Raw genomic sequence first — 13021 nt, 5'->3', positions numbered from 1 at the left:
AATGCTTTGATCGACAGGGGAGGCAAGCATGAAGCGGGTTTTGGGCGTGGTGTTGGTGGCGACGTTGCTTTGGCCCGTGGCGACGACGGCGGCCAAGGCGGACGGCAAGGAGATTTTCCTGGCGACCTGCGGCAATTGCCATTTCTTGACCCGCGATCCGGCGCGGCGCGATGACATGGTGGCGCCGCCCATCGACATGATGGCCGTGCATGTGCGTCTGGCGACGGGCGGCAATCGTGACGCTTTCGTGCGCCGGGTGATGGATTATGTACGTGCGCCGGCACCGGGCAAGTCGGTGGACGCCATGGCGGTCGAACGCTTCGGCCTGATGCCGGCCATCGGCGACACCTATCCCGAACTGACCGACGCCGATCTCAAGGCGGTGGCGGAATGGATGTTCGACGCCCATCTGCAAATCCAGATTCCGCCTGGCATGGGAACCGGCATGGGTGGCGGAATGGGTATGGGTGGTGGAATGGGCGGGGGCATGGGACGGGGGCGGCCACAATGACCGCGCCGCGCCGCTTTCGGATGGCGGCGCTGGCCTTGCTGTCGTTCGTGGCGGCCGGGTCCGCCTACGGTGACGACCTGCACAAGCTGTGGGATCAGCGTTGCGGCGGCTGCCACGGGCATGCCGGAACCTTTTCCCGTAATACCTTGCTTTTGGTGGACGGGCACCTGGGCGACCGCAAGGGGCGGGATGTCGAGGCCTTCCTGAAGTCCCATAACGGCGGTTATTCGCCAGAGGTCGTCGCGGGAATTGCCAGCATGTTGCGGGCCCAGGTGGAGACCCCGGACCTGTTCCGGCGCCTGTGTGCCCAATGCCATGAAACCGCGGCCGTGGTGGCGCGGACCTTGTTGTCGGTCGAGGATGGCGTTCTGGTCGGCCGCCAGTCCCATCGGCCATTGGCGGAGGTTCTGCGCCGTCATGGCGACGTCGAGGAGGACCAGCAAGGCCCCTTGCTGGAGACCCTGACCCGCGTCGAACGCGAGGTCCATCACCGTTAGGCCGTGATCCCCGAAATGTGCATCACGCCCTAAGCTTCATCAGTGCCCTTCGCGGATGTCGCGGGCCAGGGAATCCAGGATTTCCAACACCTGTTCCGAGGCGTCGCCCAGGACGTCCAGCGCCTGTTGGCGCCCCGAACCGTTGCCCGAAGCGTGGCAGGACAGGGCGGCCTTGCCCGAGGCGTGCACCCGCTTATGCGGTTCCAGCAGTGCCGTAAACCACGGACTGCCCTTGACCAGCGGTTCCTCGACGCTGTCGTACCATTTGCCCAGGCGGCAGCAATGGTGGTCGGGCAGCTTGTCCGCCGTCAGGTTGTTCTTGCCGACGATGCTGTCGATCACGTTCTGGCGGAACACCTGGTGGTCGATCTTGGTGCCCAGCACCAGCGCGGCGTGGCGGGCCGGGCCTTGGGCCTGGGCCGCGTCCAACAGGAAGAACGCCATCTGGTCGTTGAGCGCGGCGGCCTGATGCTCCAACGACTGGGCGGTGGCGGCGCTTTCCTCGACCAGGGCGGCGTTCTTCTGGGTGGCTTCGTCCAGTTCCGAGATGGTGAGGGTGACTTGGTCGATGCCGGTGCTTTGTTCACGGGTCGCCAGGGCGATTTCCTCGACGATGGCGGCGACCTGATGGATCGATCCGGTGATCTGTTCCAGGGCATTGCCGGCGTTCTTCACCAATTGCGCGCCCGACGTCACCTCGCGCCCCGACTCGGCGATCAGCCCCTTGATCTCCTTGGAGGCGTCGGCCGAACGCTGAGCCAGGTTGCGCACTTCCTGGGCGACCACGGCGAAGCCCTTGCCGGCGTCGCCGGCACGGGCTGCCTCGACCGCCGCGTTCAAGGCCAGCAGATTGGTTTGGAAGGCGATTTCCTCGATCATGCCGACGATGGCGCCGATGCGGATCGACGAATCCTCGATGCGGCCCATGGCGGCGATGGCGTTGGTCACCACCTGGGCGCTGGAGCCGGCGGTGTCGCGGGCCTGGGCGGCGAAGACGTTGGCCTGTTGTGCGTTGGTGGAGTTCTGGCGCACGGTGGCGGTCAGCTCTTCCAACGCGGCGGCGGCTTCTTCCATGCTGGCGGCGTGCTTTTCTCCGCGTTCGCTCAGTTCCATGGACGACGCGGTCACCTCGCCGGCGATGTGGTTCAAGTGGTCGGCGGCGGTGCCGATCTGTTTGACCACCGCCGCCAGTTTGATGGCGGTACCGTTGAAGTCCCCTTTAAGACGGGCGAAGACACCTTCGTACATGCCGTCGATGCGCCGTGTCAGGTCGCCGGTGGCCAACCCCTCGAGCTGGGTTGCCAGGTCGTCCACGACCTTGGAAATGGTGACGAGCAGACGGTTGACGTCCTCGGCCAGGGCGCGGGCGGTGCCACGTCGTCCTTCGACGGTGACCCGCTGCGACAAATCGCCGAGAGCCGCGCGCAGCACGACCGTCTCGACTTCGTGATTGAGCGCGATCTGGTCGCTCAGGTCGACCAGTTCGACCGCGTGGCCCAGCTTGGCCCCGTCCGGGCCGACGATGGCCGTGGAATGCGGCGACAGGGTGTGGTCGGCGATTTCCACCACGCCCGAGGCGCCGGCGCTTCGCCACCGTTCAAGTCCCGCGACAAGGTCCGCCAGGGAATCGCCGACAATGTCGTGGGCCGCCTGGTTGCACAACTCGACGCCCTGGGGGCCTAGCACAATGCGGGGTGTGGTGCCGTTCTGGAACGCGGCGGTGGTGCGCAATCCCTCGACCACGCGCGGCAATAGGGATTGGCCGGCTGCCATCATGGCGGAGGCCTCGTGGTTGGGCGTCACCGTGGGAAAACGGATGTCGGTTCGTCCCTCGGCCAAGGCGACGAAAGGCTTGGCCAGGGTTTCTGCGTTCTGGCGGGCGACGGAACACAGCCGCGTCATCATAATGACGGCAAGTGCAATGACCACGGCGATCCCTGAGATCGACAACAATTGGTTGATCTCAGCGATAACAATGCCGCCGCTTGCAAGTGACGCCATAATGACGATGGCAAAAGCGCGGCGGATTTCCACAATCATCGACGCCATGACGCAGTCCTAGTTTGCTCCGACCAGAGGATGTGACGATAAACCTTGTTTCTGGTGTGGGCAAAAGGACAAAACGAAGAGGTGAGAATTTTCTACCTTATTTGGGGATGATTCTTCGGAATTTGAACCACGGCGTTAGGGCTGGGCGGGAAAATCAATCGAGCCATCAAACCGCCAAGCGGTGAGCGATCCAGTTCAAGATGCCCGCCATACAGTTCCGACAGGTCGCGCACGATGTCGAGGCCAAGACCATGGCCGGGGGCATTCTCGTCCAGACGGGTGCCGCGTCGCTTGGCTTTGGCATAGTCGGCTTCGGGCAGGCCAGGGCCGTCGTCTTCCACTGACAGCACCAGTCCAGTACTGTCCAGGGTGGTCACTCTCACTCGGGTTTTCGCCCATTTGCAGGCGTTGTCCATCAAATTGCCGACCATTTCCGCCAGATCGTCCCGGTCGCCGGCAAAGACCGCATCCGCGGCGCAGTGGTTTTCCAGGATCAGCGGACGGTGACGGTGCAGGTGTTTCAACACCCCACTGATTTCATCGATCACCGGTGCCACCGGCACCTTGGCCCCCAACGCGCGGGCCGACGACGCCTCGGTGCGAGCACGGGTCAGATGGTGTTCGACCATCCGTGCCATGCGGTCGACCTGTTCGGCCAATACCGCATGGTCGGCACCGGGAGCCGACAATTCGGCCCGCATCACCGAAAGCGGCGTTTTGAGACCGTGAGCCAGATTGCCCACATGGGTTCTGGCGCGTTCCACCAATTCCGCGTCGTGGTCGAGAACGGCGTTCATGGCCTGGGCCAGGGGGGCGATCTCGGCCGGATATCCGCCCGAAAGCCGGCCTCCGGCACGGCGGCGCAGGGTTTCCAACTCGTGGGTTAGGCGTTTGAGCGGTTTCAGTCCGTATCCGACCTGGACCGTCATGGCGACCACCAGGCCGGCACCTAAAAGCACGAACGACACGGCCAACAGACGGTCGAAACTGCGCAATTCACGGTCCACGTCGTGGCGGTCGGCGGCGACCATCACATGAACCGGGTGCTCTCGCTCCGGCAGCGACAACTCGCGTTCGGCGGTCAGCAGGCTTTCGCCACGGGGGCCGGTGACGCGCCCGAAGACCGCGCTTCCCGGCTCGGCGGCGGGATCGACCGAGACCGGCAAGGTCGCGTCCCAAAGTGAGCGCGACCGTAAAACAACACCGTTTCGGTCGGCGACCTGCCAATACCAGCCGGCCAGGGGCTGCTCGAAACGGGGGTCGCCGACTGGCCGGGCCAGTTTCAGTCCACCGTCCGGATTTTCTTCGAGAACGGCGGCCAAGGCGCGTACGGCGGTCATCAGGCGCAGTTGGAACGTCCGTTCGATACTGTCTTCGAACGCCACGCGCAGCACCGCGCCACTGGCGGCAAGGGCCAGGACCAGCCAGAGCAGCGCGGCCAGGATCAACCGTCGCCGCAGCGACGCGGGTACGGGGTCAGCCATCGCTTGGCGGCTCCAGCCGCCAGCCCTGGCCCCGCAGGGTATGCAGCACCTCGACCTTGAGTTTCTTGCGGATGCGGCCGATCAGAACGTCGATGACGTTGGAATCGCGGTCGTCGTCGCGGTCGTAGACGTGTTCGACAAGCTCGCTGCGGCCCACGGCACGGCCCATGCGGTGGGCCAGATAGGACAGGATGCGGAATTCCTGGGCGGTCAGGACCACCTGTTGGCCGTCCACCCACACCCGCGCCGCGCCAGTGTCGATGCGCAACGGCCCACAGACGATTTCCGGGCTGGCGTGACCTGCGGCGCGGCGGATCAAGGCGCGGATGCGGTAGACCACTTCGTCCATCTCGAACGGCTTGGTCAGGTAGTCGTCGGCACCGGCGTCGAAGGCTTGGGCCTTTTCCGTCCAGCGCGACCGCGCGGTCAGCACCAGGACCGGCATGATCCGCCCCGATTCGCGCCAGCGGCGCAGCACCGAAACCCCGTCCAGCCGGGGAAGGCCAAGATCTAGGACGACAGCGTCGTAAGGTTCGGTGTCGCCCAGGAACCACGCTTCCTCGCCGTCGAAGGCGACGTCCACGGCAAAACCGGCCATTTCCAGCGCCTGTTCCACCCGAAGCGACAATTGCGGTTCGTCCTCGACCACCAGAACTCTCATCTGTGCTTGCCCTTGACCTTGATGACGCTGCCGTCGCGGGCGTCGTAGACGATCTTCATGACCTGCCCCTGGGGCGAGATCAACTTGATCTCGTAAGTCGGCTTGCCGTGTTCGTCTTCCAGTTCCGCCTCGATCACGTCGCCGGGAAAGTCGCGGGCAACATGGTCGAGAATGGTTCGAAGCGGCAGGATCTCGCCGGCCTGGACGGCCTGACGGGCGCGGTCGTGGTCATGGCTGTCGTCGGCCCCGGCCGGGGTGACGAACAACAGGCAAGCGATCAGGGTGGTGGTGATGGCGGTCTGCATGTGTCCATCATGGCCGATTCAACATGAATTTCCCATGAACCATCGCGCCGCCACGTGGTTTCCCGTCGTCTTGGGGCAAGGATATGGATAATCTTTTTTGAGTTTCTATATAACAACCTATAGTTAATTCCTGCCGCGAACCTGAAAGAATGGCGGCGAATTCGTGTAATGCCGTCTTGCCCTTTCTCTGTCAGCGCGTACACTCTGGCTGCGGGAAGTAAGGGTAGGGTGATGGTCCCGGTTTCTGTTGCGCGCATGTGCAATCTTAAGTTGTTTCGTACTATTCTGCCCGCCGCGATATTGGCGGTGGGACTGCTTTTGTCGGCGGTTGTGGCGACCCTGACCCGGTCATGGATCGTCGCCGAGGAGCGGGCCGCCGTGGAGCGGCGGGTGGAAGGATTGCACGGCGCCCTGGTTCAGCGGCTTTCGCTTTACGAACAATCCCTGCGGGCCGCCGCCGCCTTTGTCCGCACCGCCCGCCCGACCAATCTGCGGGAATGGGCGGCCTTCGTGGATGACCTTGGGTTGGCCGAGAACTATCCGGGTATTCCGGCGGTGGCTTATGCGCCGGTGGTGCGCCGGGCTCAGGCCGATGCCTTTGTCGCTGATGCCCATCGCCAGGGGTTGCCATGGTTCAGGCTGTGGCCGTCCGTGGAGCAGGACATCATGGTGCCCAATCGTTTCTCGGCGCCGGTCACCCCGGCCAACATGCGGGCGCTTGGCTTCGACATGTATCAGGACGCGCATCGCCGTGCCGCCATGGATCAGGCGCGGGACAGCGGCAAGACCGCGATCACCGGCCGCGTGATTCTGAAGGTCGATATTGATTCCGAGGCGGAGCCCGCCTTCATCGCCTATACCCCGGTCTATGCGTCGGGCACGTCGCCATCTTCGCTTGAACAACGGCGCGCCTCCCTGCTGGGGTTCACCCTGGCGCCGGTTCGGGTTCCCACCTTGATGTCGTTCGTGCTTCAGACCGCCGCGCCCGACGCCTTGGTCCGCATCTACGATGGTTCCGATCCTGCCCAGGCCAAGGAACTGCATGTATCCGGCGGTGCCGCTTCCGAGGCGCAGTGGTGGCGGCGCGACGTCGTTTTTTCCAATCGCACTTTGGCGGTGTTCTACGCTTTTCCCCGCGAACGCGAAACCATGGCGCACGTACTGCCGTGGATGGTGGTCGGCCTGGGGGCGGTTGCCAGTCTGTTGCTGGCGGCTCTGGTCGCCGGTTTGTCCCGTGGGCAGGGCAAGGCGCAGGCACTGGCCGACGACATGACGCGGGCTTTGCGTGAGAGCGAGGCTCGATTCCGGGCGGTCTTCGACAATTCGGTGCAGTTCCAGTCCTTGCTGGATGGCGAGGGGCGATTGGTGGCGAGCAATCCCAGCGCCTTGGCTTTGGCTGGCAACGATTGGGAGCGGGTGGCCGGGTCTCCGTTCTGGGAGGCCGAGTGGTTCGACGTCGCCGCCGAGCGCGAGCGATGCCGTGTGGCTCTGGCCGAGACCTTGGCGGGGCTGCCGATGTCCCTGGAAATCCTGCGCCATACCGCGGACGGTCAGGAAATGTGGGTGGACTTGTCCTTCCGTCCGGTCCTGGCAGAGAACGGCCGTGTGGCTTGGGTGGTGGCGGAAGGGCGGGATCAGACCGAACGCCGCCGGCGCGAGGATGCCTTGAACCGGGCGGTGGACGAATTGACCCGTTCCAATCAGGAATTGGAGCGGTTCGCCCATGTGGCCGCCCATGATCTACAAGAACCGTGCCGGACGGTCATCAGTTACGCCCAGTTGCTGGAACGGCGCCTCGAGGGGCACCTGGACCGTGACAGCAGCGACTTCCTGGATTTCCTGGTGGGAGGCGCCCACCGCATGCGCGATCTTGTGGCCGATCTTTTGGTGTATGCCCGGATCAAGGATCAATCTGCGCCCTTTTCTTCGGTGGCTTCCGCGGATCTGGTCGAGGTGACCCTGTCCGAACTTCAGTATTCCATCGCCGAGGCCGGCGCCCATCTGGACATTGCGCCATTGCCAAGGGTACTGGGCGACCGGACGCAGATCGCCCAGTTGTTCTACAACCTGATTTCCAACGCCCTCAAATTCCGTGATCCGGCGCGGATCGTCCATGTCGCCCTGTCGGCGCGTCGTGACGGCGCCATGTGGGAATTTTGTGTGGCCGACAACGGTATCGGCATCGCCGCGCCCTATCATCACAGAGTGTTCGAACCGTTCCAGCGTCTGCATGGCGCAGAGCGTTATCCCGGCACCGGCATCGGTTTGGCCATTTGCCGCAAGGTGGTTCATTCCCATGGCGGGCGCATCTGGGTGGAGTCCCAGGAAGGCAAGGGAAGCCGCTTCCTGTTCACCTTGCCGGTGGCCTGAGCAAACCTCTTGCGATGTCCGTGCCGGGGCGCATGATGGAACACGCATATAATCGCGGAGAGAACCCGATGCATGGCGAGACGGCACTGGCGGCCGATCGGCGGCGCCAACTGCGGCGCAAGCGTTCGATGGCCAAATGGGGCATGGTGGGGGCGATGGGGGTGCTGGCGCTGACCGGTTACCTCAAGAGAACCCGACAGGCCCGGACACTGCACGCGGTGGCCGGGGTGGCGCTGCTGGGGCTGTCTTATTGGCACCACACGCTTTATGTCAACGATCCCCGGCCCAAGGATTGACGCCCCCTGGCTTGACGCCGGTCAATGTGTTAACTGTGCTCGGGCGCATCATGGATGGTGACGATGCGCCAGGGGGAATTCACGGATGAAGCGTGCGGGCGTCCTTGAGATGATCCAATCCGTTGCCGGTGCGGGGCTTGCCCGCCTGGGGGCGTGGCTGGGCGTCCTGGCGCTGGTGGCCCAGCTTCTTCTTCCCTTGTCGCAGCCCCAGGCCGCCTGGGCCGAAGAGGGGTTGTTCCCTCCCACCTGTTCCATCCATCTGGGGGACGACGACGGTTCGACCGGGGTTCCGGGAAATTGGGATTGCGCCCAATGTCCGTTGTGCCAGATGCATGTGGCCGACAGTGTGGTGCCGGTTGTCGACCGTTCGGTGGAGGCGGCCTTCGCCTCGTTCCAACCGGTGGTGTTCCATGATTATGGCCCGACGGCGCCGCCCCGTGCCGTCGCCCGCCCGCCCCTGCCGTCACGGGGGCCGCCCTCCGCCGCGTGAAATCGTCCGCGCCTTGCGGCGCGATCCGTTTCTCGTGTGACCGGAGGTTTTCCATGCACAAGACTGTTTCATCCGCCAAGCCGGAAGGCGCCGACGTCGGTTCGCTGGCGCTGGGCACCGGTTTGACGCTGGCGTCGCTGATCCTGGTCCCGGCGTTGTCGCAGGCCGTGGGCCTGGGGCCCAGCCTGACGGCCGCGGTGCGCGTGGTGCTGATGAAAGCGGCGGCAAGGGTTTGAGTACAATGCCTCGCCCCGCCGACATCGCCGTCGCCTTGTTCACCGTCGCCGCCTGTGCGGTGGCCGCGACCTTCGTGGACGCGGCGATCGGCGTTTCCGACGCGACGCCCCGTCTGGCGGAACGCGCCGCCTTGGTCGAGCGGCTGGGGCTTACCGATCTGTCCTTGTTCACCGAAGCGCGTTACACCCGCCATCTCAGCCAGGCGGACGCGCATGCGCCGTTCCAGGACCATCCCTTCGCCATCGAACATTTCCCGTCGGGGTCGCTGGTTACGCCGCCCCGCCATCAAGGAGGGCATTGAATGCCGGTCTGGCTGAACCGCCAGCGGGCCTTGCTGGACTTCGCCTTGTCGTCGCTGGGGCGGCGCTTGGGCAAGACCTTGGGGCTGGCGGTGGTCTATACCCTGATTGTCGCCGTTTTGGCCTCGGTCATGCTGTTTTCCCACGCCATCCGGCGCGAGGCGGCACAGGTCCTGGCCGGTACGCCGGAACTTCTGGTGCAAAGGCTGGTCGCCGGCCGCCACGACATGATCCCCGCCGAACGGCTGGACGCCATCCGCGCGGTGCGCGGGGTCAAGTCGGCCGAGGGCCGTTTGTGGGGCTATCTGTTCGACCCTGCGGCGGCGGCCAATTACACCTTGATGGTGCCGGCCGACCGGGTGGTCGAGGCGGGAAGCGCGGTGGTCGGCAGCGGCGTCGCCGACGTGCGCGGTGTCGCGGTGGGCGATTTGATGAGCTTTCGCGCCCATGACGGCAATCTGGTGCAATTCCGCATCAAGGACGTGATCGACAACGATTCCGCCCTGGTGTCGGCCGATCTGTTCCTGGTGTCGGAAACCGATTTTCGCCGGTTGTTCGGGGTTCCTGCCGACCGTTTCACCGATATCGTGGTGGCGGTGCGCAACCCGCGCGAGGTGCGCACGGTGGCGGAAAAGATCGACGCGGCCTTGCCCGACACCCGCATCATCCTGCGTGACGAGATCCTGCGGACCTACGAATCGGTGTTCGATTGGCGCGAGGGGATTCTTCTGGTGTTGTTGGTGGGGGCCATCCTGGCCTTCGCCATTTTCGCCTGGGACAAGGCCTCGGGCCTGTCGGCCGAGGAAAAACGCGAGATCGGCATCTTGAAGGCGGTGGGCTGGGAAACCTCGGACGTCATCCGGCTCAAGGCCATGGAGGGGACCGTGGTCTCGCTGGGCGCCTTCCTGGCGGGATATCTGTTGGCCTATCTGCACGTCTTCCATTGGGGGGCGGCGCTGTTCGCGCCGGTGCTCAAGGGCTGGGCGGTGATGTACCCGGAATTCCAGCTCACGCCCTTCGTGGACGAGCTTCAGGTCGCCACCTTGTTCTTCTTTACCGTCTTCCCCTACACCCTGGCGACCGTGGTGCCGATCTGGCGCGCGGCTACCGTCGATCCAGACCAGGTGATGCGATGATCCATCTGACCGGCGTGAAAAAGGCCTTCAACCAGGGCCGGGCCAACGAATTCTGGGCGCTCAAGGGCATCGACCTGCATGTGGCCCAGGGCAAGGTGACGGTGTTCCGTGGGCCATCGGGATCGGGCAAGACCACGCTTCTGACCATGGTCGGCTGTCTGGCCCGCCCCACCTCGGGCCGGGTCAAGCTCAAGGAGCGCGACATTTCGTCGCTGCCGGAACGGTTCCTCACCGACATCCGCCGCTCGACCTTCGGCTTCGTGTTCCAGAACTTCAACCTGCTCAAGGGGATCACCGCGGTCGAGAACGTCATGGTGCCGGCCTATCCGTTGGGTGGTGACCATGGTGCCTTGCGTCACCGGGCCCACGAACTTCTCGACCGGCTGGAAATGGGGCCCAAGGCCAAGTCCATGGCCGAATGGCTGTCGGGGGGCGAGGCCCAGCGCGTGGCCATAGCGCGGGCCCTGATCAACGATCCCCAGGTGGTGATCGCCGACGAGCCGACCGCCAATCTGGACAGCGCGCGCTCGGCGCAGTTCCTGGACATCGTCGCCGAGATGAAGCGCGACGGCCGCACCATCCTGATGACCAGCCACGACCCGTTGGTGGCCGAGGCCGGGGTGGTCGACCACGTGGTCACCATGCGTGACGGCGTGGTGGTGGAGGCGCGCTGATGCTGTTCCAGCCGGCGATCATCGCCCTGATGCTGGCATCCGGGCTGGCGGCGCTTTTGGTGCTGGCCTCGGTGCCGTTCGCCTGGACGGTGGTGCGCCGCTGGAATCTGGCCGACGGTTCCGAGGCGCAGTTGCGCATGGAGCGGCGCACCTATCTGGTGGCGACGCTGTTGAAGATCGTGATGGCCGCCGAACTGGCCGCCCTGGTGCTGTTCGTGTTCAACGCCGACCGCATGGCGACGCTGTTCACCGGGGCCATGTGCGCGGTGGGCACGCTCAAGGTCGACCCCTGGGGCTTTCCCACGCTTTACCTCAAGCTTGCGGTGTTCTTCCTGGCCGGGTGCTGGCTGGTTCTGGACCATGTGGACAACCGTGGCTGGGATTACCCGCTGATCCGCGTCAAGTACGCCGCGCTGATCCTTCTGGCACCGGTGCTGGTGGGATCGGCCGTGGTTCAGGGCGCCTATTTCATGGGGTTGCGCGCCGACGTCATCACCTCGTGCTGTTCCACCTTGTTCAGCGGCGGTGGCGTCACCGTGACCAGCAACTCGGTGGCGTCTTTGCCGCATGGGCTGGCGTTGTCGCTGTTGGCCGGTTCGCTGGCGGCGGTGCTGGCCTCGGGGGCGGTGGTGTTGCGCTGGCGGCGCTGCGGCTGGTTGCACGCCCTGTTGTCGGTGGCGGCGTTCGTGATCGGCATGTCGGCGATCATTTCCACCATCTCGGTCTATGTCTACGAGATGCCGCACCACCATTGCCCGTTCTGCATCCTGAAGCGGGAATACGGCCATATCGGCTATGCACTCTATGTGCCGCTGTTCGTCGGCACGGTGTGCGGCCTGGGTGCCGGCATCGCCGGCTGGGCGGGACGGCGGCCCAGCCTGAGCACGATGGCGCCTCTGGTGGCGCGCAGCCTTGCCGCGTGGTCGGTCGGCGGTTACGCCTTGTTCGGTCTTGTTGCTCTGTGGTTGATTGAACGCTCTCACCTGATTCTCTTCGAGGTCGTTCCATGAAATTCGCCCCCGTTGCCGCAGCCCTGGCGCTGATGCTGCTTGCCGCCTGTGGCGAGGACGGAGCCAAGGCCCCGGTCACCGGCGACCCGGTGCGTCCGTTCGTCGCCCGCACTCTGGCGGGGGGCGAGGAAATCCGCTTGCCCGAGGCGGTGGCGGGCAAGGTGGTGGTGTTGCGCTTCTGGGCCACATGGTGCGCCTTCTGCAAGGACGAGATGAAGAGCATCGAGCCTCTGTGGCAGAAGGAACGCGAGCGCGGACTTGTGGTGCTGGCGGTCAATGCCGGACAAAAGGCCGAGGACATCGAGAAATTCGTCGCCGATCTGGGTATCACCTATCCGGTTCTGTTGGACCCCGGCGCCAAGGTCGCGCGGGCCTACGGCGTCACCGGTCTGCCCATGACCTTCGTCGTCGACCGCGAGGGCAAGGTGCGTCACCGCATCCTGGGCGAGTCCGACATGGAAGGATTCGTCAAGATGGTCGAGGGGCTGCTGTGAGCGACACCAAGCAGGATTGCGATCTTTGCGGGCTGCCGGTTCCGCCGAAAGGATATTCTGTGGAGACGGCGGAACGGACGCTTACGTTCTGTTGCGAGGGCTGCAAGGGGATCTGGCTGATGCTGAACGGCGAGCCCGAGCCGCCACCGGAGAGGAAGGCGACATCCAAATGACCGACACCATGAAAGACGTGTGTGAAACCATGATGGCCCCCGCCGCCGGCGCGGGCACTCAACTAGCCAAGGGAGCGATGGCCATGAGCGTGGGATATGTGGCGGGGCGTAGCATTCTGGGCCGTCTGTTCGGCAATCCGCTGGTGATCTTCGCCGCCGGTGCTGCCGTCGGCTATTACGGCTACAAGTACCGTAAGGAAATCGCCGCGGCGGTGGCCAAGGGCACCGACCTTGGCAAGGATCTGGTGCTCAACGCCCGCGAGAACCTGGCCGATCTGGTCGAGGAAACCCGCGAGGCCGAGGAAGCCGCCGGTAAGGCCAAGGAATAACCCCAA

At 64.7% G+C, this 13021-nt stretch carries 16 protein-coding genes; 12 read left to right on the top strand and 4 right to left on the bottom strand.

The window, feature by feature from the left end; translation table 11 throughout:
- Positions 1 to 28 precede the first annotated feature (28 nt).
- Both G4223_RS04625 and G4223_RS04620 read left to right on the top strand, forming a co-directional pair.
- Positions 29 to 511, top strand: coding sequence for a cytochrome c (locus tag G4223_RS04625; protein ID WP_163675688.1), 483 nt, complete (start codon positions 29 to 31; stop codon positions 509 to 511).
- On the top strand, positions 508 to 1008 hold the full coding sequence (locus G4223_RS04620; protein ID WP_163675685.1) for a hypothetical protein: 501 nt from the start codon (positions 508 to 510) through the stop codon (positions 1006 to 1008). Before G4223_RS04625 ends, G4223_RS04620 begins: the two co-directional genes overlap by 4 nt.
- 39 nt (positions 1009 to 1047) lie before the next feature.
- Here G4223_RS04620 and G4223_RS04615 read toward each other — a convergent pair whose 3' ends face one another.
- From G4223_RS04615 to G4223_RS04600, 4 genes are all read right to left on the bottom strand, one after another.
- Positions 1048 to 3057, bottom strand: a complete 2010-nt coding sequence (locus G4223_RS04615) for a methyl-accepting chemotaxis protein (protein WP_163675682.1) — start codon at positions 3055 to 3057, stop codon at positions 1048 to 1050.
- A gap of 92 nt (positions 3058 to 3149) precedes the next feature.
- Complete coding sequence (locus G4223_RS04610) at positions 3150 to 4541, bottom strand: sensor histidine kinase (protein WP_163675677.1); 1392 nt, start codon at positions 4539 to 4541, stop codon at positions 3150 to 3152.
- Entirely contained in the window at positions 4534 to 5202 is a 669-nt protein-coding gene (locus tag G4223_RS04605) for a response regulator transcription factor (protein ID WP_163675674.1), read from the bottom strand. The genes G4223_RS04610 and G4223_RS04605 overlap by 8 nt, the downstream gene beginning before the upstream one ends.
- Positions 5199 to 5507 (bottom strand): PepSY domain-containing protein, encoded by a 309-nt coding sequence (locus tag G4223_RS04600; protein ID WP_163675671.1) that lies wholly within the window; start codon positions 5505 to 5507, stop codon positions 5199 to 5201. The genes G4223_RS04605 and G4223_RS04600 overlap by 4 nt, the downstream gene beginning before the upstream one ends.
- A gap of 306 nt (positions 5508 to 5813) precedes the next feature.
- On the opposite strand from G4223_RS04600, the gene G4223_RS04595 reads away from it, so the two are divergent.
- The 10 genes from G4223_RS04595 to G4223_RS04550 all read left to right on the top strand — a co-directional run bounded on the left by G4223_RS04595 (position 5814) and on the right by G4223_RS04550 (position 13015).
- Positions 5814 to 7877: a CHASE domain-containing protein gene (locus tag G4223_RS04595; RefSeq protein WP_163675668.1), complete on the top strand. Its 2064-nt coding sequence runs from the start codon at positions 5814 to 5816 to the stop codon at positions 7875 to 7877.
- A 68-nt stretch (positions 7878 to 7945) separates the two neighbouring features.
- The gene (locus G4223_RS04590) at positions 7946 to 8173 is read left to right on the top strand and encodes a hypothetical protein (RefSeq protein ID WP_163675665.1); all 228 of its coding nucleotides are present in this window, start codon (positions 7946 to 7948) and stop codon (positions 8171 to 8173) included.
- A gap of 85 nt (positions 8174 to 8258) precedes the next feature.
- Positions 8259 to 8663: a hypothetical protein gene (locus G4223_RS04585; RefSeq protein WP_163675662.1), complete on the top strand. Its 405-nt coding sequence runs from the start codon at positions 8259 to 8261 to the stop codon at positions 8661 to 8663.
- 53 nt (positions 8664 to 8716) lie between these two features.
- Positions 8717 to 8899 carry a hypothetical protein gene (locus G4223_RS04580; RefSeq protein ID WP_163675659.1) on the top strand — a complete coding sequence of 61 codons (183 nt, stop codon included), beginning with the start codon at positions 8717 to 8719 and terminating at the stop codon, positions 8897 to 8899.
- Between the two features lie 5 nt (positions 8900 to 8904).
- Complete coding sequence (locus tag G4223_RS04575) at positions 8905 to 9201, top strand: hypothetical protein (protein ID WP_163675656.1); 297 nt, start codon at positions 8905 to 8907, stop codon at positions 9199 to 9201.
- Positions 9202 to 10335 carry an ABC transporter permease gene (locus tag G4223_RS04570; protein WP_163675653.1) on the top strand — a complete coding sequence of 378 codons (1134 nt, stop codon included), beginning with the start codon at positions 9202 to 9204 and terminating at the stop codon, positions 10333 to 10335.
- Entirely contained in the window at positions 10332 to 11009 is a 678-nt protein-coding gene (locus G4223_RS04565) for an ABC transporter ATP-binding protein (RefSeq protein ID WP_163675651.1), read from the top strand. The genes G4223_RS04570 and G4223_RS04565 overlap by 4 nt, the downstream gene beginning before the upstream one ends.
- Positions 11009 to 12019, top strand: a complete 1011-nt coding sequence (locus G4223_RS04560; RefSeq protein ID WP_163675649.1) for a hypothetical protein — start codon at positions 11009 to 11011, stop codon at positions 12017 to 12019. The genes G4223_RS04565 and G4223_RS04560 overlap by 1 nt, the downstream gene beginning before the upstream one ends.
- Positions 12016 to 12513, top strand: a complete 498-nt coding sequence (locus G4223_RS04555; RefSeq protein WP_163675646.1) for a TlpA disulfide reductase family protein — start codon at positions 12016 to 12018, stop codon at positions 12511 to 12513. The genes G4223_RS04560 and G4223_RS04555 overlap by 4 nt, the downstream gene beginning before the upstream one ends.
- A 256-nt stretch (positions 12514 to 12769) precedes the next feature.
- The gene (locus G4223_RS04550) at positions 12770 to 13015 is read left to right on the top strand and encodes a hypothetical protein (RefSeq protein WP_241003952.1); all 246 of its coding nucleotides are present in this window, start codon (positions 12770 to 12772) and stop codon (positions 13013 to 13015) included.
- The last annotated feature ends 6 nt before the right edge of the window (positions 13016 to 13021 follow it).

This window comes from Magnetospirillum aberrantis SpK, from assembly GCF_011022235.1.
Classification (GTDB): Bacteria; Pseudomonadota; Alphaproteobacteria; order Rhodospirillales; family Magnetospirillaceae; genus Magnetospirillum; species Magnetospirillum aberrantis.
Note: the sequence above shows the minus strand (reverse complement) of the source record. Positions and strands in the feature narration are given on the sequence as shown.

Bases quoted from the DNA above. Each gene is read 5' to 3' on its own strand.
- G4223_RS04625 (WP_163675688.1), top strand. From the start codon at position 29: ATGAAGCGGGTTTTGGGCGTGGTGTTGGTGGCGACGTTGCTTTGGCCC.
- G4223_RS04620 (WP_163675685.1), top strand. From the start codon at position 508: ATGACCGCGCCGCGCCGCTTTCGGATGGCGGCGCTGGCCTTGCTGTCG.
- G4223_RS04615 (WP_163675682.1), bottom strand. From the start codon at position 3,057: ATGGCGTCGATGATTGTGGAAATCCGCCGCGCTTTTGCCATCGTCATT.
- G4223_RS04610 (WP_163675677.1), bottom strand. From the start codon at position 4,541: ATGGCTGACCCCGTACCCGCGTCGCTGCGGCGACGGTTGATCCTGGCC.
- G4223_RS04605 (WP_163675674.1), bottom strand. From the start codon at position 5,202: ATGAGAGTTCTGGTGGTCGAGGACGAACCGCAATTGTCGCTTCGGGTG.
- G4223_RS04600 (WP_163675671.1), bottom strand. From the start codon at position 5,507: ATGCAGACCGCCATCACCACCACCCTGATCGCTTGCCTGTTGTTCGTC.
- G4223_RS04590 (WP_163675665.1), top strand. From the start codon at position 7,946: ATGCATGGCGAGACGGCACTGGCGGCCGATCGGCGGCGCCAACTGCGG.
- G4223_RS04585 (WP_163675662.1), top strand. From the start codon at position 8,259: ATGAAGCGTGCGGGCGTCCTTGAGATGATCCAATCCGTTGCCGGTGCG.
- G4223_RS04580 (WP_163675659.1), top strand. From the start codon at position 8,717: ATGCACAAGACTGTTTCATCCGCCAAGCCGGAAGGCGCCGACGTCGGT.
- G4223_RS04575 (WP_163675656.1), top strand. From the start codon at position 8,905: ATGCCTCGCCCCGCCGACATCGCCGTCGCCTTGTTCACCGTCGCCGCC.
- G4223_RS04570 (WP_163675653.1), top strand. From the start codon at position 9,202: ATGCCGGTCTGGCTGAACCGCCAGCGGGCCTTGCTGGACTTCGCCTTG.
- G4223_RS04565 (WP_163675651.1), top strand. From the start codon at position 10,332: ATGATCCATCTGACCGGCGTGAAAAAGGCCTTCAACCAGGGCCGGGCC.
- G4223_RS04560 (WP_163675649.1), top strand. From the start codon at position 11,009: ATGCTGTTCCAGCCGGCGATCATCGCCCTGATGCTGGCATCCGGGCTG.
- G4223_RS04555 (WP_163675646.1), top strand. From the start codon at position 12,016: ATGAAATTCGCCCCCGTTGCCGCAGCCCTGGCGCTGATGCTGCTTGCC.
- G4223_RS04550 (WP_241003952.1), top strand. From the start codon at position 12,770: ATGAGCGTGGGATATGTGGCGGGGCGTAGCATTCTGGGCCGTCTGTTC.